At 38.8% G+C, this 19,186-nt stretch carries 21 protein-coding genes; 10 read left to right on the top strand and 11 right to left on the bottom strand.

Features of this window, described 5'->3' with window-relative positions; translation table 11 throughout:
• Positions 1 to 681: 681 nt before the first annotated feature.
• The 5 genes from rpmH to mnmE all read left to right on the top strand — a co-directional run bounded on the left by rpmH (position 682) and on the right by mnmE (position 4,772).
• Positions 682 to 816 carry a 50S ribosomal protein L34 gene (gene rpmH, locus HLV59_RS18570; protein ID WP_000831329.1) on the top strand — a complete coding sequence of 45 codons (135 nt, stop codon included), beginning with the start codon at positions 682 to 684 and terminating at the stop codon, positions 814 to 816.
• Positions 817 to 845: 29 nt separating this feature from the next.
• The gene (gene rnpA, locus HLV59_RS18565; RefSeq protein WP_005063921.1) at positions 846 to 1,238 is read left to right on the top strand and encodes a ribonuclease P protein component; all 393 of its coding nucleotides are present in this window, start codon (positions 846 to 848) and stop codon (positions 1,236 to 1,238) included.
• Between the two features lie 10 nt (positions 1,239 to 1,248).
• Positions 1,249 to 1,569 carry a membrane protein insertion efficiency factor YidD gene (gene yidD, locus HLV59_RS18560; RefSeq protein ID WP_003656027.1) on the top strand — a complete coding sequence of 107 codons (321 nt, stop codon included), beginning with the start codon at positions 1,249 to 1,251 and terminating at the stop codon, positions 1,567 to 1,569.
• A gap of 5 nt (positions 1,570 to 1,574) precedes the next feature.
• On the top strand, positions 1,575 to 3,326 hold the full coding sequence (yidC, locus tag HLV59_RS18555) for a membrane protein insertase YidC (protein WP_171430557.1): 1,752 nt from the start codon (positions 1,575 to 1,577) through the stop codon (positions 3,324 to 3,326).
• 90 nt (positions 3,327 to 3,416) lie between these two features.
• On the top strand, positions 3,417 to 4,772 hold the full coding sequence (mnmE, locus tag HLV59_RS18550) for a tRNA uridine-5-carboxymethylaminomethyl(34) synthesis GTPase MnmE (protein ID WP_171430556.1): 1,356 nt from the start codon (positions 3,417 to 3,419) through the stop codon (positions 4,770 to 4,772).
• Between the two features lie 47 nt (positions 4,773 to 4,819).
• Here mnmE and HLV59_RS18545 read toward each other — a convergent pair whose 3' ends face one another.
• On the bottom strand, positions 4,820 to 5,083 hold the full coding sequence (locus HLV59_RS18545) for a metal/formaldehyde-sensitive transcriptional repressor (protein WP_062849388.1): 264 nt from the start codon (positions 5,081 to 5,083) through the stop codon (positions 4,820 to 4,822).
• Positions 5,084 to 5,140: 57 nt separating this feature from the next.
• Here HLV59_RS18545 and dmeF point away from each other — a divergent pair, with 57 nt between their 5' ends.
• Positions 5,141 to 6,127, top strand: coding sequence for a CDF family Co(II)/Ni(II) efflux transporter DmeF (dmeF, locus tag HLV59_RS18540; RefSeq protein WP_171430555.1), 987 nt, complete (start codon positions 5,141 to 5,143; stop codon positions 6,125 to 6,127).
• 95 nt (positions 6,128 to 6,222) lie between these two features.
• Entirely contained in the window at positions 6,223 to 6,921 is a 699-nt protein-coding gene (locus HLV59_RS18535) for a DsbC family protein (protein ID WP_032038253.1), read from the top strand.
• Positions 6,922 to 6,972: 51 nt separating this feature from the next.
• On the opposite strand, the gene HLV59_RS18530 is transcribed toward HLV59_RS18535, so the two are convergent.
• The 8 genes from HLV59_RS18530 to HLV59_RS18495 all read right to left on the bottom strand — a co-directional run bounded on the left by HLV59_RS18530 (position 6,973) and on the right by HLV59_RS18495 (position 14,477).
• A complete protein-coding gene (locus HLV59_RS18530; RefSeq protein WP_002115476.1) occupies positions 6,973 to 7,224 on the bottom strand; it encodes a GlsB/YeaQ/YmgE family stress response membrane protein in 252 nt (83 codons plus the stop codon).
• Between the two features lie 172 nt (positions 7,225 to 7,396).
• On the bottom strand, positions 7,397 to 7,924 hold the full coding sequence (hpt, locus tag HLV59_RS18525; RefSeq protein WP_016143916.1) for a hypoxanthine phosphoribosyltransferase: 528 nt from the start codon (positions 7,922 to 7,924) through the stop codon (positions 7,397 to 7,399).
• Between the two features lie 214 nt (positions 7,925 to 8,138).
• On the bottom strand, positions 8,139 to 9,464 hold the full coding sequence (gene guaD, locus HLV59_RS18520; RefSeq protein ID WP_016143917.1) for a guanine deaminase: 1,326 nt from the start codon (positions 9,462 to 9,464) through the stop codon (positions 8,139 to 8,141).
• A 56-nt stretch (positions 9,465 to 9,520) separates the two neighbouring features.
• A complete protein-coding gene (locus tag HLV59_RS18515; RefSeq protein WP_062849384.1) occupies positions 9,521 to 10,576 on the bottom strand; it encodes an aromatic ring-hydroxylating oxygenase subunit alpha in 1,056 nt (351 codons plus the stop codon).
• A gap of 294 nt (positions 10,577 to 10,870) precedes the next feature.
• A complete protein-coding gene (locus tag HLV59_RS18510; protein WP_171430554.1) occupies positions 10,871 to 12,031 on the bottom strand; it encodes a glutathionylspermidine synthase family protein in 1,161 nt (386 codons plus the stop codon).
• Between the two features lie 21 nt (positions 12,032 to 12,052).
• A complete protein-coding gene (locus HLV59_RS18505) occupies positions 12,053 to 12,418 on the bottom strand; it encodes a hypothetical protein (RefSeq protein WP_016143920.1) in 366 nt (121 codons plus the stop codon).
• Between the two features lie 188 nt (positions 12,419 to 12,606).
• Positions 12,607 to 13,563: a TerC family protein gene (locus tag HLV59_RS18500; RefSeq protein WP_087087215.1), complete on the bottom strand. Its 957-nt coding sequence runs from the start codon at positions 13,561 to 13,563 to the stop codon at positions 12,607 to 12,609.
• A gap of 317 nt (positions 13,564 to 13,880) precedes the next feature.
• The gene (locus tag HLV59_RS18495; protein ID WP_171430553.1) at positions 13,881 to 14,477 is read right to left on the bottom strand and encodes a phosphatase PAP2 family protein; all 597 of its coding nucleotides are present in this window, start codon (positions 14,475 to 14,477) and stop codon (positions 13,881 to 13,883) included.
• A 136-nt stretch (positions 14,478 to 14,613) separates the two neighbouring features.
• Between HLV59_RS18495 and HLV59_RS18490 the strand changes: the two genes are divergently transcribed.
• A complete protein-coding gene (locus tag HLV59_RS18490) occupies positions 14,614 to 15,864 on the top strand; it encodes a low temperature requirement protein A (RefSeq protein ID WP_171430552.1) in 1,251 nt (416 codons plus the stop codon).
• Positions 15,865 to 15,932: 68 nt separating this feature from the next.
• On the opposite strand, the gene mpl is transcribed toward HLV59_RS18490, so the two are convergent.
• Positions 15,933 to 17,306, bottom strand: a complete 1,374-nt coding sequence (mpl, locus tag HLV59_RS18485) for a UDP-N-acetylmuramate:L-alanyl-gamma-D-glutamyl-meso-diaminopimelate ligase (protein WP_062849379.1) — start codon at positions 17,304 to 17,306, stop codon at positions 15,933 to 15,935.
• Between the two features lie 240 nt (positions 17,307 to 17,546).
• Here mpl and HLV59_RS18480 point away from each other — a divergent pair, with 240 nt between their 5' ends.
• Positions 17,547 to 17,909 carry a DMT family protein gene (locus HLV59_RS18480; protein ID WP_075384089.1) on the top strand — a complete coding sequence of 121 codons (363 nt, stop codon included), beginning with the start codon at positions 17,547 to 17,549 and terminating at the stop codon, positions 17,907 to 17,909.
• A 70-nt stretch (positions 17,910 to 17,979) separates the two neighbouring features.
• Here HLV59_RS18480 and HLV59_RS18475 read toward each other — a convergent pair whose 3' ends face one another.
• On the bottom strand, positions 17,980 to 18,438 hold the full coding sequence (locus tag HLV59_RS18475) for a hypothetical protein (RefSeq protein WP_057070388.1): 459 nt from the start codon (positions 18,436 to 18,438) through the stop codon (positions 17,980 to 17,982).
• A 228-nt stretch (positions 18,439 to 18,666) separates the two neighbouring features.
• Here HLV59_RS18475 and purE point away from each other — a divergent pair, with 228 nt between their 5' ends.
• Positions 18,667 to 19,182, top strand: coding sequence for a 5-(carboxyamino)imidazole ribonucleotide mutase (gene purE, locus HLV59_RS18470; RefSeq protein ID WP_002115451.1), 516 nt, complete (start codon positions 18,667 to 18,669; stop codon positions 19,180 to 19,182).
• Positions 19,183 to 19,186: the final 4 nt, after the last annotated feature.

The following is a 19,186-nucleotide window of genomic DNA, read 5'->3' as shown; positions in this document are numbered from 1 at the left end:
GTGTATCCCCTATTTCTGCGTTTTTAAATTCAAATAATCTAAAGATTAACCCTTCCTGATGAGAAGGGGTCGCCATTCTAACCAAGTTATCCACATCTGTCATGACGATTTCGTTTGATTTTGCCTAAAAAGAAATCTCTTGTGAATAAATTTAAATTCAAAACAGCTTGTGTATAACTTTTTGCACAACCTGTGGATAAATTAACACATAAACTTATCCACAATCCATAAATATAGTAAAAACAGAGTTATCAACAACTCAAATATTTGTTTTTTAAATTTAAAAGTGCGAAATCCACAGAAAAAGTTATCCCTAATAAGAATAAATTTAAATTTCTAAATTTGAATTTATTTAATAGGAGGGTGATCTTTTGTGGATAACTGCAAAATATGAATTTAAATTCAAATGAAGCAAATCAAAAGCAAAATGATATCTGGTTTTGTTGATAAATATGTATATAAGGTGTGTATATATTAAAAGTTCTAATAAAAATAGACAATTACTTTGTGTATAACTTTTAAAGCTATATATTGCACTGAATTATGGCAAGGATAAAAAGAAGTAAAGAGATTAAAAATTTGGGTTAAATACAAAACTTTCTTGGTTTTTCATTGACAGCGTAAACATTGCACAATAAAATCGCGGACCTTTATAGAAAGATCATTTTTGGGAGTTTCAATATGAAACGTACTTTCCAACCATCTGAATTAAAGCGTAAACGCGTTCATGGTTTCCGTGCTCGTATGGCAACTAAAGCTGGTCGTCAAGTATTAGCTCGTCGTCGTGCAAAAGGTCGTCATAGCTTAACTGTTTAATACTGTTACGCTGACCAGACTTGGGTGTGATGACACTTTACAGTTTTAGCACAGACGTGCGAATACGCTGTGCTGCAGATTATAAAAGTGTATTTGATGGTGCGCTTTTTAAAGTGCATCAACCCCATTTTTTATTTCTTGCAAAATTAACCGAACAGCCTAAAAGCCGTTTGGGTATTGTTGTTGCTAAGAAAAAAGTGCGCCGTGCGCATGAAAGAAATCGAATAAAACGTCTTGCTCGTGAGAGCTTTCGTCTACATCAGCCGAATTTTGGATCAGACATAGATGTTGTGGTGATGCCGAAAGTTGGTATAGAAACGATTACGAATGCTGAGCTATATCAACAATTAGATTTTGCTTGGCAAAAATTACAGCGCTTAGCAAAAAAACATTCTAAAGTTGGCACAACCTCGCAGAATTAAGAGATAGCCAATGGTCCGTTTTCTACGTTGGTTGATTCGACTGTATCAAATCGCGATTAGTCCGCTTCTTGGACCCCGTTGTCGTTATATCCCGACTTGTTCCCAATATGCGATAGAAGCATTGCAAACTCATGGTGCGATAAAAGGCGTTTGGTTATCTTCTAAACGGATTTGTCGTTGTCATCCGTGGGGAGGATCTGGATATGATCCGGTACCGCCAAAAGCAATTCGTTTTATTTCGTTTCATCAAATAGATTCTCAAACGCATCATGTTGCTGTACCCTTTCGTGATCGTTTACTGAAGCAAAATCTCTCTAACCATTTGGGGTAATAGATATGCAACAATGGGCCAGGTTTGCAATTCTCGGGGCCATGTTTGTCACCGCATATTTGCTCATTTTGGCTTGGCAAAAAGATTATGGAAATGCTGCAACTGCACCGCAACAACAAGCGGCGGCTGTAAGCTCGCATGAAGTATCTGCTGATTTGCCAAATGCTAAAAATGCAACAGTGGCTTCCGATGTGCCACAAGCAAATATTGCGCAGTCACAAACCACAGATGCAACTGCACCTGTGAATCAACAGCTTATTTCAGTACAAACTGACCTTTACCATATTTGGATCAATCCAAAAGGTGGTGATATTGTTCGTATTGAATTACTCTCACACGACAAAAGCAAAGACAGCGATCAACCTTTTGTTATGCTTGAAAATGATGCCAAGCGTACATATGTTGCTCAATCTGGCTTAATTGGTTTGAATGGACCAGATAGTAGTCGTGGTGGTCGTCCATTATATGCTGTTGAAAAAACATCATATACTTTGGCTGATGCTAAAGGTGTACAGGGTCAAACTGGAAAAGTTTTAAACGTTCCGATGGTATTTAAAACACCTGAAGGCGTTGAAATTATTAAAACTTTTACTTTCACCCAAGGTCAATATCCAATTGTTGTAAAACATCAAGTCATTAACCGTAGCCAACAAAGCTGGCAAGGTCAGATGTTTGGACAATTAAAGCGCGATAATTCTGATGATCCTGGTAAATCTTCTCAAGGTATTTTCACTCTAGGAACTTTCTTAGGTGGAGCTTGGGGAACGCCTGATGCACATTACAATAAGCTTAAATTTGCTAATTTCTCAGAAGAAAAAGTAAATACTGAAGCGAAAGGTGGATGGGTTGCGATTGTTCAGCATTATTTTGTCAGTGCTTGGATTCCTGGAAATCTTAAGTTAACTCAAGCGAATGGCCAGCCTTATGTGGCTAAACTTGAATCTCGTCAATCTGCTGATCATATGAATATCATTGGTTTTACTTCACCAGTGATTAATGTTCCAGCAGGCACTTCAATGGAAGTGGATGCAAAACTTTATTCAGGTCCTAAAGTACAATCTGAATTAAAAGATTTAGCTGTTGGTTTAAATCAGACTGTTGATTATGGTTGGTTATGGCCGATTGCTAAGTTACTGTTCTTAGGTCTTCAATTCTTCCATAACATTGTGGGTAACTGGGGATGGTCAATCATTTTACTTACGATTTTAGTAAAATTGATTTTGTGGCCTTTATCTTCAAAAAGTTATCGTTCTATGGCGAAAATGCGTGTGATTGCACCAGAAATGCAACGCATGAAAGAAGAGTTCGGTGAAGACCGTATGCGCTTCTCGCAAGAAATGATGGCTTTATACAAGCGTGAACAAGTAAATCCACTTTCAGGCTGTTTACCATTGTTGCTACAAATGCCAATTTTCCTTGCTTTGTACTGGGTACTCATGGAAAGTGTGGAATTACGTCATGCACCATGGTTAGGTTGGATTCAAGACTTGTCAGCGATGGATCCTTGGTTCATCTTGCCGTTAATCATGGGTGTTACCATGTTTGCTCAGCAGATGTTGAACCCGCAACCAGCTGATCCAATGCAGGCAAAAGTGTTCCGCATTATGCCGATTATGTTCACTGTATTTATGTTGTTCTTCCCGGCAGGTCTCGTGCTGTACTGGATTGTGAACAACAGTATTACTATTTTACAGCAATCGTTTATTAATAAGAGTGTTGAGAAAAGTCGTATCAGTAAGACTGAATCGGCTTCTTAATCGTTGAACTTTTGCTGAATAAATCCGCTTAAGATGGTAATCTTAGGCGGATTTTTCTTTGGCTGGATTTTAGGTTTTTAGGTGAATAATATGCAAAGTCAAACCACGATTGCTGCAATTGCAACGCCACTTGGGCGTGGTGGTGTGGGCGTGATTCGCCTATCTGGTCCTAAGGCTTATGAAATTGCTCAAAACCTGACACAAAAAAACTTGCCTGAAGCACGTATGGCGGGTTTTCGTAAGTTTTATGATGCTGATAGCAGCATTATGGATGAAGGGATTGTTCTATGCTTTCCTAATCCACACTCGTTTACAGGTGAAGATGTTGTAGAGCTACAAGGTCACGGCGGTCCGGTCATTCAAAATGCCTTGCTTGGACGCTTATTTGAGCTTGGTGCAATTGCTGCAAAAGCCGGTGAATTTTCCATGCGAGCTTTTGAAAATGGCAAGATGGATTTGGTACAAGCAGAAGCAATTGCAGATTTGATTGATGCGACTTCGCAAGCTGCGGCACGCTCTGCAGTTCGTTCTTTACAAGGCGCTTTTTCAACAAAAATTAATACCGTTTTAGAAAAACTGATTCATTTACGCTTGCATGTTGAAGCTGCAATTGATTTTCCTGAAGAAGAAATCGATTTTTTGGCAGATGGCAAAATTTTAGCTTTACTTGAAGATGTTCAGCAGTCGGTACATGCAGTTCAAACATCTGCACGACAAGGGCAATTATTACGTGAAGGTTTACAAGTTGTTATTGCAGGTAAACCAAATGCGGGTAAATCAAGCCTGTTAAATGCGCTTGCAGGTGTTGAGCGTGCAATTGTGACGGATATTGCCGGTACAACCCGTGATGTATTGCATGAAAAAATTAGCTTAAATGGTCTACCAATTACTTTAACAGACACAGCGGGCCTTCGTGAGACAGGTGACATCGTTGAAAAAGAAGGGATTCGTAGAGCAATCAAAGAAATTGAGCAGGCTGATTTGTTATTGCTGGTTTATGATTTAAATCAAGGTGATGACCCCTTAAAACTTGCTCAAGAATATTTTGCTGAGCACATTGAACCGCGTCGTTTAATGTTAATTGGGAATAAATGCGATTTAACTGGTCAATTAGCTGAAATAAGCGATTTTCGAGGATTCCGTCATATAACCGTTTCTGCAAAACAAGAAATGGGCGTACAAGGCCTCGTAGATGCGATTACAGCGCATGCAGGCTTCCATCCTGAGGAAGATACCTTTATTGCAAGAACACGCCATTTAGACGCAATGAAGCGCACACAGCTCTATCTTTCAGAAGCACGCGAGCAACTTGTTGTGTTTAACGCAGGTGAACTGGTTGCTGAGTCTCTACGTCTTGCCCAAAATGCTTTAGGGGAAATTACTGGTGACTTTAGTGCCGATGACCTATTAGGCAAGATTTTTGGTTCATTCTGTATTGGAAAATAATTACAAAATTCTGAATGATGCACTTGGCTGTGTCATTCAGTCACTCCTTAACCGTATCTTTTTAGAACCTTTAAAAACTCATCTAACTCATTCTGATCGACTTTTGCTTCTTTGAGCACATGGTGGTGTAAGTGTTGTTCCATCAATTCACTCATCAGACCATTTATTGCCCCTTTAATTGCAGCAACTTGTTGAAGTATTTCTATGCATGAAATATCTGGCTGTTCCACAGCATGCTCAATACTATTAATTTGTCCTTTTAGTCGTTTTACACGATTAACTATTTTTTTATCCTGACCGACGTGACTCATCTGTGTTCTCTTGTATAATTTAATATACTGGTAGGGAGTATATTGGGTTTAAATTTTATGCAGGATCATAGTGTATCACGTCATCATCAACATCAGTTTGATGAAGGAAATCCACTTGCACAAAAACGTATTTTGATTGCAACAATTTTAACTGCATCCATGATGGTGCTAGAAATATTGGGTGGATGGTTTTTCAATTCAATGGCACTTCTGGCTGATGGTTGGCATATGAGTTCACATATGTTGGCTCTCGGTTTAGCCTACTTTGCCTATCGTGCGGCTCGTCATTATTCAAAAGATCGCCGGTTTAGTTTTGGAACTTGGAAAATCGAGATTTTAGCGGGTTATAGCAGTGCAATTTTGTTGATGGTGGTCGCCATTTTTATGGCGCTTCAATCGATACAACGTTTATTTAATCCAGTTGAAATTTTTTATAATGAAGCTATTCCGATTGCAATTTTAGGTTTGGTCATTAACTTGATTTGCGCATGGTTACTTCACGATGATGGGCACTATCACCATCACCATCACCATCACCATCACCATCACCATCACCATCACGAGCATGACCATGGGCATCATCATCACGATTTAAACCAAAAAGCTGCATTTTTACATGTAGTTGCAGATGCAGTAACTTCTGTTTTTGCAATTATTGCGCTTTTCGCAGGTAAGTATTTCGGATGGGATTTTTTAGATGCGCTTTTAGGAATTTTAGGTGCTATTTTGGTTGCAAAATGGTCTCTGGGATTAATGAAAGAGACAGGAAAAACCCTTTTAGACGCAGAAATGGATCATCCTGTGGTTGAAGAGATCCGTGAAGTCATTGCTGAGTTTCCTAAACATATTGAAATTACGGATATTCATGTCTGGAAAGTCGCGAAAGGTAAGTTTTCTTGTATTTTGGCACTCGAAACTGATGATATTTCTTTAACCGCAGATCAGATTCGTCATGCTTTATCCATTCATGATGAAATCGTGCATATATCTGTAGAAATTAATACTCTAAAACCTATTTATGTTCCACGTGAAACATTGGCATAAATGAGTGGAAGTTTAGTTATAACTCGGTAATTAGTTCTGTTTTAAAAAGCTGAACTGATTAAAATGATCTCCTCTCCTACCTATGAGTCAGTTTTATGCTTAAAAAATTAGGAATATTGGCATTATTTAGCCTAACTGCAAGTGTGAGTTTCGCTAATGTAGATACTGTTAGGGAAAATATTAAAAAACAATATCCTAATTTGAAAATTAGCAATATTCAGAAAACTGAAATGCCTGGGCTATATAGCGCTAATCTTGATCAGCAAATCATTTATGTTGGTGAAGATGGGCAACATATGTTTGTAGGCTCTATGATTCGGTTAAAAGACCAGAAGAACTTAACTAAAGATCTAGTTTTAGGACAGAACTCAATTGATTGGAAACAACTGCCTTTAAAAGATGCGATTAAAACAGTCAAAGGTAATGGCCAACATGTTTTAGCAGTATTTTCTGATCCCAATTGTCCTTATTGTAAGCAGCTTGAACCCGAACTCGACAAGCTTAAAGATGTGACTATTTATACGTTCATCTATCCTTTAAAACCTCAGTCTATTGTCGTTTCTAGACAAGTTTGGTGTGCACCAAATCAATCTTACTCATGGAAAAAACTGATTCAGCAAGGTGTTAAACCAACAGTTACGAGCTGTGCAAACCCCATTGACCGTAATTTGGAATTAGGAAAAAAACTCGGCTTTAACGGCACTCCTACTTTAATTTTTGCAAATGGTTTTAAACTGGTTGGCGCACGCTCTGCTGAAGAAATTCAGGCCGTATGGAAAGAGTTAGGTCTTTAAAATAAATTAAAAAAAGCACCTTATGGTGCTTTTTTATAAATGAATTAAAGTTTAGCTTTTTCGTGCAATCAAGTTGTAGATAAAAAGAATAACGATGGCACCAATCACGGATGCGATAAAGCCTGCAGCTGAGTTTTCGCCGTAAAGTCCAAGTAAACGACCACCATAAGTAGCTAGAAGTGAACCTGCAATACCAATCAAGGTAGTTACGATGAAACCTGCTTTATCATCCCCAGGATGCAAAGCACGAGCGATTAAGCCAGCAAAGAAACCAACTACAATAGCGACAATAAGTGACCACATATTTGTTCTCCAGTTGTTTTTTTGATGAAGTTAATGATTTTGCTTCATATTCTATCGTGCGGTAGAGCTGTCTATTTTGTCTGTAGCAGATTGCGACTTTTTGTGTCTTTTTTGTTCAAAGCTCGGGTTTTATATAAAAAAATAGCACCTTGCGGTGCTATTTTTATGAAATTTATAAACCAATTTCACCAATAAAAGGTAAGTGGCGATATTTTTGGTCGTAGTCTAGGCCATAGCCCACAATGAATCTGTCTTCTACTTCAAAACCTAAAAATTTTACTTCAAGATCAATTTCACGGCGAGATGGTTTACTCACTAATGTGCAAAGTTGAATCGAATTTGGGTCACGAGTTTGCAACATTTCAACGACTTTGCTTAAGGTATTGCCTGAGTCGATAATGTCTTCAACAACCAATACATCTTTACCGCGAATTTCACCGTCAAGATCTTTTAAGATTTTAACATCTCGACTTGAAGTCGTACCGCCGCCGTAGCTAGACACTGTCATGAAGTCGAGTTCATGCGGTTTGGTAATTGTACGGCACAAGTCTGCCATGAAAATAACAGAACCACGAAGTAATCCAATAAGGACTAATTCTTTATCACTATTTGCATAGTGAGCGTTAATTTGCTCGCCGAGCTCTTTGACTTTTGCTTGAATTTCTTCGGTTGAAATCATGATGCTCATTGCAACAGTCATGGCAGATTCCTACAAGATATAAAAGAAAAAATAAAAAAGGTGTTGACCTGCAACACCTCGAAAATCTGAGTTAATGGTAAAATTTTAAAGCAAAATGACGTTTCATGCACCCTTTGATGGCTGTGAAATTTCATCATTTTGCGGGCTATGTCGATCACGCTTTAATGCAAGAGTACATATTCCAAATAATAACAAAAACTTAACCATCCGATTTTTATTGGGCTGTTTCTTTTTGATAAGCACGTTTTCCATAAATATAAGTCGCTTCAATATTACGGTCATCACCTAAAGTGAATAATGCAAACAGTGAATCTTCAACAGATTTGGATTTAGACTGGCGCAGTTGCTGTAATGCTGTTGGCTTGAGATTCAGTACCACAAAGTCTGCTTCTTTACCGACGTTGAAGTTGCCTAACTGATCTTGCAAATCAAGCGCTTTTGCTCCACCTAAAGTTGCATGATAGAACGCTTCATAAGCTGAAAGTTTATCGCCTTGTAACTGCTGAACTTTATAAGCCTCGTTAACAGTTTGCAGTAAACTAAACGATGTACCGGCACCGATATCTGTACCCAAGCCCACTTTTACTTGTTTTTCCCATGTTTTTTTCAATGGGAATAAACCACTGCCTAAGAAAAGGTTTGAAGTTGGGCAAAATGCGATAGCAGACTGCGTATCATGCATGCATTGCCATTCTTCATCTTCTAAGTGAACACAGTGAGCAAAAACGGAACGCTTACCAGTCAGGCCATAATGTTGATAAACATCTAAATAGCCAGCTTGTTCAGGAAATAAAGATTTCACCCAAGCAATTTCATCTTTGTTTTCACTTAAGTGGGTATGTACATATACATCCGGAAATTCTTGTTTTAACTGCCCTGCTCTTTCTAATTGCTCAGGTGTAGAAGTCGGTGCAAAACGTGGCGTAATCGCATACAGAGCACGGCCTTTACCATGCCATTTTTCAATAAGTGCTTTGGTGTCGCTGTAAGCCGTTTCTGGTGTGTCACACAGCGCTTCAGGTGCATGGCGGTCCATGAGTACCTTACCGGCAATTAAACGCATCTGAACGTGTTCTGCGGCTTCAAATAAGGCATCAACAGATTCCGGATGGACTGTACAGAAAACCAGTGCTGTGGTTGTACCATGTTTTAAGAGTTCTTGAACAAAGAACTGGGCAATTTCACTTGCATATGCTTTGTCCTGAAACTGGATTTCAGTTGGGAATGTATAAGTATTGAGCCAGCTTAAAAGTTGTTCGCCGTATGCTCCAACCATTTCAGTTTGTGGGAAGTGAATATGGGTATCAATAAAACCAGGTACAATCAATTGTTCTGGATAATGTTGAACCTCAACTCCAGCCGGTAGATGCTGCTGAGCGTCTTCCCATGCTCCAAACCATTTGATTTTTCCATGTTCACTAATCAATACACCATCTTCCAAATAACGTACTTGATTTTGAATATCAGTTGGCTCAGAGACAGTGTGTTGAATATCTAAAAAACGACCACGCACAACGGTGGTATTTGCAATCAATGACATGGAAAGCCTATATATTTTCACTTTTTTCGGTTGATTGTACCCCAGTTAGCCAAGATTTAAACGGTATAACGTTTACTTAGTCCCCATTCTGCCAAAATCCGTCGATAAGTCGTTGATGAACGGTCTGCTTCAAAATGAGCTTCCATCATTAAATCAAGCGGTAGTTCTTCTGGCTTTTGTGATTCGATCATATCTTGGTCTTCAGCAAAAATTTGCGCATTAAATGCATATACCTTTTCTAAATCGCCAGTTTGGTCAAAGTTACGCGTGAGTGGAACAAATAAACGGGTTTTATTACTTGAAACAGGACAACAAGCATTCAAGATTTTTAAGACACCGCCTTCTGGAAAATCGACCGTGAGTACGGCTGAAAAAGGTGGATAGACATCAAAGGTACGTTTCCACAAAAAGCCTTCTGGTTCGAGATGCTTTAGCTCATGCGGATAGTTACTGACATTGCTGATATAGACCGTTTTTAAGCCATATTCAGTACATTCAGTGTGATATTTAGGGACGACGGGATTATCACGACTCGCAAAGGCGTTGTGATGTACCCAAGCAAAATGAGCGACATCAATAAACCCTTCAAGTTGACGTCCGCTAGAGCCGCCAATATCGACAAAAGGCGGTAAAATTGATTGATGTTCTGCATGCTCCCAAGTATCTAATACAGGAATACTGGCTCGAGTAATATCACGACCATGAATACTGGTCCAAATCAGGCCATATCGTTGCACGACTGGAAATTTGGTCAGGGAAAAGCGATCAGAAATTTTGGTTAACTCAGGTTGTGCTGGTATTTGGGTACATTTTCCTTCGGTGTTGTAGCGTAGGCCATGATAAGGACACACAATCTCCTCACCATCGACCCAACCTTTGGTTAAAGGCACCCCACGATGTGGACAAATGTCTCGAACCAGATGAATTTCACCGCTTTCTGTTTTATATAACGCCATATTGACGTCTAGTAGCGTGACGCGTTGAGGTGCAGTAGAGACATCTTGAGTACGTGCGACGGGATACCAGTGAGTAGATAAAATTTCCCAATCTTTTGCTTCAAAACTGCTGTTACATGGCATGGCAAGGGGCGTTAAAGTTGGAATCGCATTCATGGCATCACTCCTTAAAAAAATCAGGGCTCTCGCGAGCCCTTAAAATCTAGGCTTTTTTCTTTTTAGGAGATGCAAAGAGCTTGCCAATATTAATTTTTAATTAAAGAAATAAAGATAAAAGTATTAAATTACATAAGATTAAGTCATTATATTTTTGAATTTTTGTTCTAATTTGGCTTTTTAAAAAAGAACGTTGATTATTTACTATGTACTTAGAATGCACTGATTGATTGCGTTGATAGCACAATAAAAAAGCACTTTTAAAGTGCTTTTTTAAATATATTTAGGCGTTTATTACTCAATAAAATAATGTGCTGCAAAGTGAGCATCATTACCAATAATGTCATAACAATCTTCACGAATAGACATCCCTGCGCATTGATGTCCGATCATCCATAAACCGAGTGTAGGCAGTTGCCCCGAAAATAATGGGGTGTCTACCCATTTCTGTACGACATAACCATATTTGTCGTAGTCATCAAAATAAAAGCTACCAGAAGCTGCACCTTGGTCATGACCATTTTGTAAAATTCGAATATTGGCTCCTTCCCTTGCCAAAATCGGCTTTTTCACCCATTTACCAGACAAAGCTTGTTGCGGTTCATACGTATGGGTTTCGACCAACAATGGATGGTTTGGATAACGTTTCCAAAGTTCAACCAGAATTGCTTTATTTGAAAGTAACATTTTCCAGCAAGGTTCAATCCATTGTGTTTGTGGATGGATATATTGAGAAAATGCTTCTTTCCAAATCCATTCCCATGGGTAGAGCTTAAATATGTTTTGAATGGGGCGGTTATGAAGATCGACAAAATCTTGGTCGTTCCAGCCTATGTTTTCCATAGAAAGCTCGGAAACTTGTAGATGAGCTTGATAAGCCGTATCCATCAAGTACTCTAAATTACCCCAGTCTTCCCTTCCAGCTTCCTGACAGGCAGCAAAATGGACATGGCTACCACGCGGTAAAATTGTCTTCCAGCGTTTGATTAGGTCTTCATGAATGCTATTAAATTGATCTCGGTTTGCAATGCCCGAGACTTGTTCTATCCACAGCCACTGCGCAACAGAAGCTTCAAGTAAGCCAGTCGGGGTGTCGGCGTTATATTCCAGCATTTTGATATTTCGCCCATCGTAAGCGAAATCAAAGCGGCCATAGAGCATGGGTGCATTCTGTTTCCAAGAATGTTCAATATGGTTTATAGCGACTTCAGGAATTTGAAAATAAGTTGGATAATTGCCCCGTTGAATGAGATTTCCTACCACCGATAAACACATCTGATGCAGTTCATTTGCTGCATCTTCAAGTTGTTCAATCTGCTTAAGTGTGAACTCATACGCAACTCCTTCAGACCAGTAAATTGAGCCATCAAGAGAAGGTAAATTAAAATAATCGAAACCAATATTTTGATGCTCCACTTGCCAGTCTGGGCGTGGAGCAAATATTTTTCTTTTCATATTAAGTAAATGCCTGAAGATTTAGCCGCCGAAAGAAAAACCGCTACGGCCAAAACCACCACGAATTGGGGATGAAAAAGACGAACTTTTCGCTGTGCTTGAAATGATGGGACGACCCACACTCAAATTGCTGTAAGGATGTAAGGTATTGCCGTGAAAAGAAACTTCCCGATTATTTTGATAATACGCAGGCCCTAAATAGCGTGTTCCAATATAACTAGAACCATGCCCACTTGAGCTATTTTCTTCTTCACAAGTTTGGGTATTCCAGTCGCGAGCACAATCATATTGGTTGTTATATACGTCTTGTACTAAAGGACCATCATTATGGCTACATGCCGTGAGTAATAGAGGGACAACGACAAGATTAATTTTTTTAGAACGCATGAGACTCCACACATTTTAATAAGTATGTTCGGCATAAAATACCGAATAGCTGTTATCTATTATGTTTCTGATTAGGAAAGATAAATTTTAAGTTGGCATATGATATTAATCTGTTTTTTTAAAGTACAGTCTATTTTGAAAATTTAGATAACAAGGCATCTTTCTTGTAGATGCCTTGTTGTGATGGATTAAGACTGCAATTGCTTTTTATTGTGTCGTAAAGAGAGGTAAGCAGTGATTGCTAAGACTATTACGATAAAGCTTAACGAGATCCAGATTGGCATGTGGAATACATCAAGCAACAACATTTTCGCACCAATGAACAATAAGATGATGCCTAAGCCGTATGGCAAGTAATGCAATTTAGTCGCAGCGCCAGCAAGTAAAAAGAACATTGCACGTAAACCTAAAATTGCCATTAAGTTCGCCGTTAAAACAATAAACGGGTCGCTAGTTACCGCGAAAATAGCAGGAATAGAGTCTACTGCGAAAATCACGTCTGAAGCTTCAACCAAAATCAAAACTAGAAATAACGGCGTTGCCCACAATAAACCGTTTTGACGTACAAAGAACTTGTCACCTTCAAGCTGCGGTGTAATACGCATATGGTTACGTAACCATTTTAAGAGCTTGATATCTTCAATATTGGTTTCTTCTTCTTGGCCTTTTAAGAACTTAAAGCCTGTATATACCAAGAACGCACCGAAGATATAAAGCACCCAAGAGAACTCTTGAACGAACCATGCACCAATAAAAATAAAGAGGGTACGAAGTACAATTGCGCCTAATACGCCGTAGAGCAAAATTTTACGTTGTAACGCAGCAGGAATAGCAAACGCTGCGAAAATCATTAACCAGACGAAAACGTTGTCAATTGCGAGGGACTTTTCAAGTAAATAACCCGCAAAGTATTCCATGGTTTTTTGGTTTGCTAAGGTCACCCCGACCGTTTGTTGTAGATAAAGCCATAAACCACCACCAAATAAGGCTGCGACGCTTACCCACGCTACGCTCCAATAAGCAGCTTGCTTAATTGAGACATCCTGACCTTGCTTTTGCTTAAATCCTAAAAAGTCAATTAAGAGCATTACAATGACGATGCCAAAGAATGCTACATACAGCCATATATTGCCGATCGATTCCATAAATCCTCCCTACATCCGGCAATTGGGCATAAAAAAACCTTGACCCGTTGCCAGATGAATTAAACATCTGTATCAACATGATCAAGGTCTTGCCTACATCATGAATTTCACGATGCTCAGATACCGACTTTTTAATAAAAGTGTATTGACGATATCTGACACATAACATTGCTGTTATGTTTGGAGGAGGCTACTCCCCTTGTCAAACTAAATTCTGTTTTGGATAAAACATATCCAAGTCCACATAGAATGGCAGATTTTTTTGTATTACGCAACTGAACTTAATGTCGAGGGTGAATGCAAAAAAGATCTATAGGTTATTTAATGAAACCGCGGTCTAAAAGTGGTTTGCATATAATTTGATAAAGGTGAATAAAGAATGCTGTTAAATGCGTACCATAAGCATTCCAGAAGTAATAACCCACCGTATTGACCAGTAGTGCGACAATAAAGGCCCCTAACATATCTAAAGGGAAATGCACACCTAAATAAATACGTGACCAAGCCACTACAAATGATAAAAATAAAAGAATGATTCCAATTATTTTGCGCTGAGCAAATAAATAAGACAGTGCAATGGTGCTAAAAATTAGCATATGATTACTTGGAAAAGATGCTGTTGGTGCATGTTCAATAAAAGTCGTACCAACACCCATTACAAACGGTCTTGCGTGATGGTAAAACAGAGAAATAACATAACCTACTAAAAGTGATACGCAGGTTAAAAAGACAGATTTAATGACCCTATTTTTTAAATCTTGATCGCCATAGAACCATAAAAATGTAAGGATGAATAAGAGAATATAGAGGAGATCATTAGCAAAAAAGATAGCAAGACGAATGATAAATTGACTCGCATCCTGAGCCCCATTAATCACATGGAATAAGCTAAGGTTGAGTGTTTCTAAAGACATTCATATTCCAAACAAGAACAAAAAACGTGAGCTATGATAAAGAATTAAGCTTAATGTCTTGATAAAGAATTGTCACAAAAATGAAATATAGTTTGCTGATGAGTAAAGATTAAACAGTAGGTCTATATAATTTTTAATGCGTGATCTAAGCGTTGAGATTAAAGTGTTAACGTTTCGGCACTTTATTCGAGAACGTTATTTCATGACTACTCAAGAAAAACAGAAAAAATTAAGTTTGAGGCCCCTAACTCCAAGAGATCCAAAACAACCACATAGAGCAGCGACTCCCCTCGAATTATTGTTCGATTTAATTTTTGTGGTCGCGATTGCAACAGCTGGTCAGCAGTTACACCACGCAATTATTGAAAATCACCTCTGGCATGCATTAACAAGCTACCTGATGGTGTTTTTCGCGCTATGGTGGGCATGGATGAATTTTTCATGGTTTGCTTCGGCATATGATAATGATGATGCATTGTATCGATGCCTTACTTTTGTACAGATTGTAGGGTCTTTGGTCATGGCCGCAGGTATTCCTGATGTATTTCATAGTCAGGACTTTGACATCATTATTGTGGGTTATGTGATTATGCGTTTAGCGCTCGTTACCCAGTGGCTACGAGCAGCAAAACATGATCCTGAACGGCGAATTACGGCTTATCGCTATGCGATAGGTATAGTCTTAGTACAAATTGGTTGGTTAGTGGCTAATTTCGCCCACATACTTTCTATCCCCGTATTTTTATTTTTAGTGGTGTTGGAGCTTATTGTTCCGATCTATGCAGAAAAATATTCTCCAACGCCGTGGCATCCTCATCATATTGTAGAGCGCTATGCCCTACTCACAATTATTGTGTTGGGTGAATCAATTATCGGTAGTTTTAATGCGATTCGTGATGCTTTAGCAACTCAGTCAATAAATATCCCTGCAGTCTTCTTGATGATTGGTGGATTGATACTGATGTTTGCAATGTGGTGGGCTTATTTTGATCGTAGTGAACATCACCATCATATTAAAGGTGTACGTCCTTTTGTTTGGGGATACGGCCATTATTTTGTTTTTGTCACTATTGCTGCGGTCGGTGCTGCGCTGGCTGCTGCCGTAGATGTCACAACCCATCATGCGCATATTTCCGATTTATATATGGGAATAGTTGTTGCGGTGAGCGTGGTGCTCTATACCACCTGTATTTGGATACTTTACGAGTTCCAATGCTTATCTGGAATCACAAAATGGTTTTACCCGATTACCGCGCTTATTATTTTATGTATTCCGTTTATTTGTAATAACGTGGGATATAGCGTTTTTGCGATGGGTATTGTCTATAGTTTACGTTTAATGGTTTCTAATAAATTTATGACTACTATAGAACCAGAAAAAGTTTGAAAAGTAATTGATATAAAAACGGGTTTCAATTTGAAACCCGTTTTTTATTGAATCATCTAAAGCGGAGGTTAAGCAGCTTTCGCTTTTAATGCGCTCATTAATTTTTGATGTAAGCCACCAAAGCCACCGTTAGACATAATCACAACAGCATCGCCCTCGCCCGCTTCATTGACAATACGTTCAATAATTTCATCAAGTGAACGACTGACTTGAGCACAATTAGAAGCAGCTTCAATTACAGGTTGTAAATCCCAATCTAAGCCTTCTGGCTGATACCAGATCACTTCGTCTGCTAAGCGTGCTGAATGTGCTAAGCCATCTTTATGACTGCCCATACGCATTGTATTTGAACGTGGTTCAATAATGGCCCATAAACGGCGTTCACCTAGGCGTTTACGTGCGCCATCTAAAGTGGTGTCAATTGCTGTTGGGTGGTGAGCAAAGTCATCATAAACCTCAATGCCGTTGACTGTGCCGAGTAACTCCATACGACGTTTTACACCGCCAAAGTTAGACAAAGCTTCACAAGCCGTTTCAAGTGCAACGCCTACATGTTGAGCGGCTGCAATGGTTGCCAAAGCATTAGCGACACTATGTTGCCCTGTCATAGTCCATTTAACTTCACCAACGGCGTTGCCATTTTCGAGTACTTTAAAATGGCTGCCATCAATTGAAATTAATTCGGCAGACAGAGCAGCTTTTTCATTCGCTTCTAAACTTGTACGAATCACTGGTGTCCAGCAACCCATTTCAAGTACTTCATCAATATGCGTTTCAGTAATCGGCGCAATAATACGGCCTTCACTTGGAATGGTACGAACAAGATGATGAAATTGCTTTTGAATCGCTGCTAGGTCATCAAAAATATCAGCATGGTCAAATTCAAGATTGTTTAAAATCGCCGTTTTCGGATGATAATGAACAAACTTAGAACGTTTATCAAAGAAAGCAGAGTCATATTCATCGGCTTCAACACAGAAATATTTGCCACCACCTAAACGAGCACTTTCACTAAAGCCAAGTGGAACACCACCAATTAAAAATCCTGGGTTTAAACCCGCCTGATCAAGTACCCAAGCCAACATAGTCGTTGTGGTTGTTTTTCCGTGAGTACCCGCTACACCAAGCACGTGTTTACCTTGTAAAACATGATCGGCAAGGAATTGTGGGCCAGAAATATAAGGCAAGCCTTCGTTCAGCATATATTCCACGGCATCAATACCACGTTTCATGGCATTACCGACAATGACTAAATCTGGATGAGGCTGTAAATGACTACGGTCATAGCCTTGCATGAGTGTAATGCCTGCATTTTCTAACTGGGTAGACATTGGAGGGTAAACGTTTAAATCGGAACCAGTTACCTTATGTCCTAAATCACGAGCCAAAAGTGCTAAAGAGCCCATAAAAGTGCCACAAATACCCAAGATATGCAGATGCATTGCTCGCCTTCTCCACTGCTTTTGTACACAACATTAAAATGAATTGCTGTGTGTGCATTATTGATAAATTTGCCAGCAACGATAGCAAGGCTAAACTCGAAAAGATAGTCAAAAATCGTTGTTGTTCTATGAGTTTGAGGCCCTAATAAAACTATAGCTTTATTTTTTAGATTTAAGCTGAATTACAGTTTTATCTTTTATAATATTTTGTATCGTTAAAATACTTAAATCATCGTGATGATGAAGGATGTGCCTTTGAGCCCAACGGTTTTAGCTTTTACGCTATTAATTATTTCTAACTGCTTTATGACGCTCGCATGGTATGGGCATCTTAAATTTTTGCACCACGCTCCACTTTGGCAAGCGATTCTATTCGGTTGGATTATTGCCTTACTTGAATACAGTTTTATGATTCCAGCCACTCGTATGCTAAGCGCGCAAGGCTGGTTACTCGGTGAAATGAAAATCACTCAGGAAGTGGTTACACTGGTCGTGTTTGTACCTTTTATGATTTTCTTATTTAAACAACCATTTAAACTCGATTATTTGTGGGCAATGTTATGCCTATTTGGTTGTGTTTATTTCGTATTTAGAAGCCAGTAAGCTCCTATGGCTTGTGAATTAAATGATTTATTCTATTTAATAACAAGCCATAGTTAGTAGACATAACTATTTATTTAGCTGAATACTTACATGCTTTTTTTAGAATTTTAGAAAATTGCTGATCTCTTGGCGTTGGGTCTTCATAGTCAAAAGCATAATTACTGTCTGTTGTAGTTAAACTTAAGGCGCCATCGGGCTCAAAATTAGACATGGCAAAACCATAGGTCTGATCGTCACAGTAAATGCGATATTCAGTAATTGAATATAAATTTCCTACCTCAGTTGCACCAAGATAATAACCAGTCATCAGAACTGGTTCTCTCTCATCAGTAGCAGATGTTCCAGTAACAATAAATTTCTCTTGGACTTTGCCAGTTAATGCTCCACTTTTGATTTCTCCGTTATAACCCTTTTCTTTATTTAAAGTTTTAATGGTTTTTTGAAATTCATCGATGTTTAAATTTACTAAAGCCGCGTAACCCGTTGTTGTGCAAAGTGTGAGTGTTAGGACTCCAAGAAATTTTTTCATTATTAAGCTCTTATTGATTTGATTAAGCGCGTTATATTAATAAAAATTGAGAATGTGTCACTGTTAAAGCATGACATTTTTTGATGATATTAAAAATATTCGCAGAGCTAGTCAGTTAAATTTTCGTGAGATGAAAAATCAGTCTATAATAATGGGCTTCCGAACCATTTAAAACTTGGCTCTCGTCGAGATTTATCTTCTTTTACTTTTGTCTCTGGAACATTAGCAATGAATGCGGCCGCAGCACAAGACGCTCAACCTCTCGTTGGAATTATTATGGGTTCTCAATCTGATTGGGCAACTCTCGAAAACACAGCCAATATGCTTAAACAGCTTGGTGTCCCATTTGAAGCGGAAGTGGTATCTGCTCATCGTACTCCAGATCGTTTATTTGAATATGCAGAAACTGCACGTGATCGCGGTATTCAAGTAATTATTGCTGGTGCAGGCGGTGCAGCGCATTTACCTGGAATGTGTGCCGCAAAAACTGATTTACCTGTTTTAGGTGTGCCAGTTAAATCATCAATTTTAAATGGCGTAGACTCTTTGCTTTCAATTGTACAAATGCCAGCAGGTATTGCAGTTGGTACTTTAGCGATTGGTCCAGCTGGTGCGACGAATGCAGCAATTATGGCTGCACAAATCTTAGGTTTAACTCGTCCTGAAATCGCAAAAAATGTTGCTGATTTCCGTGCTGCGCAAACTGATAAAGTTGCAAGCAAAAATATTCCGGGTCAGGTGTAAGAGG

The sequence above is a fragment of the Acinetobacter lactucae genome (assembly GCF_013122135.1).
Classification (GTDB): Bacteria; Pseudomonadota; Gammaproteobacteria; order Pseudomonadales; family Moraxellaceae; genus Acinetobacter; species Acinetobacter lactucae.
The sequence above is the reverse complement of the archived record's forward strand: the minus strand, read 5'-3'. Positions and strand labels throughout refer to the sequence as shown.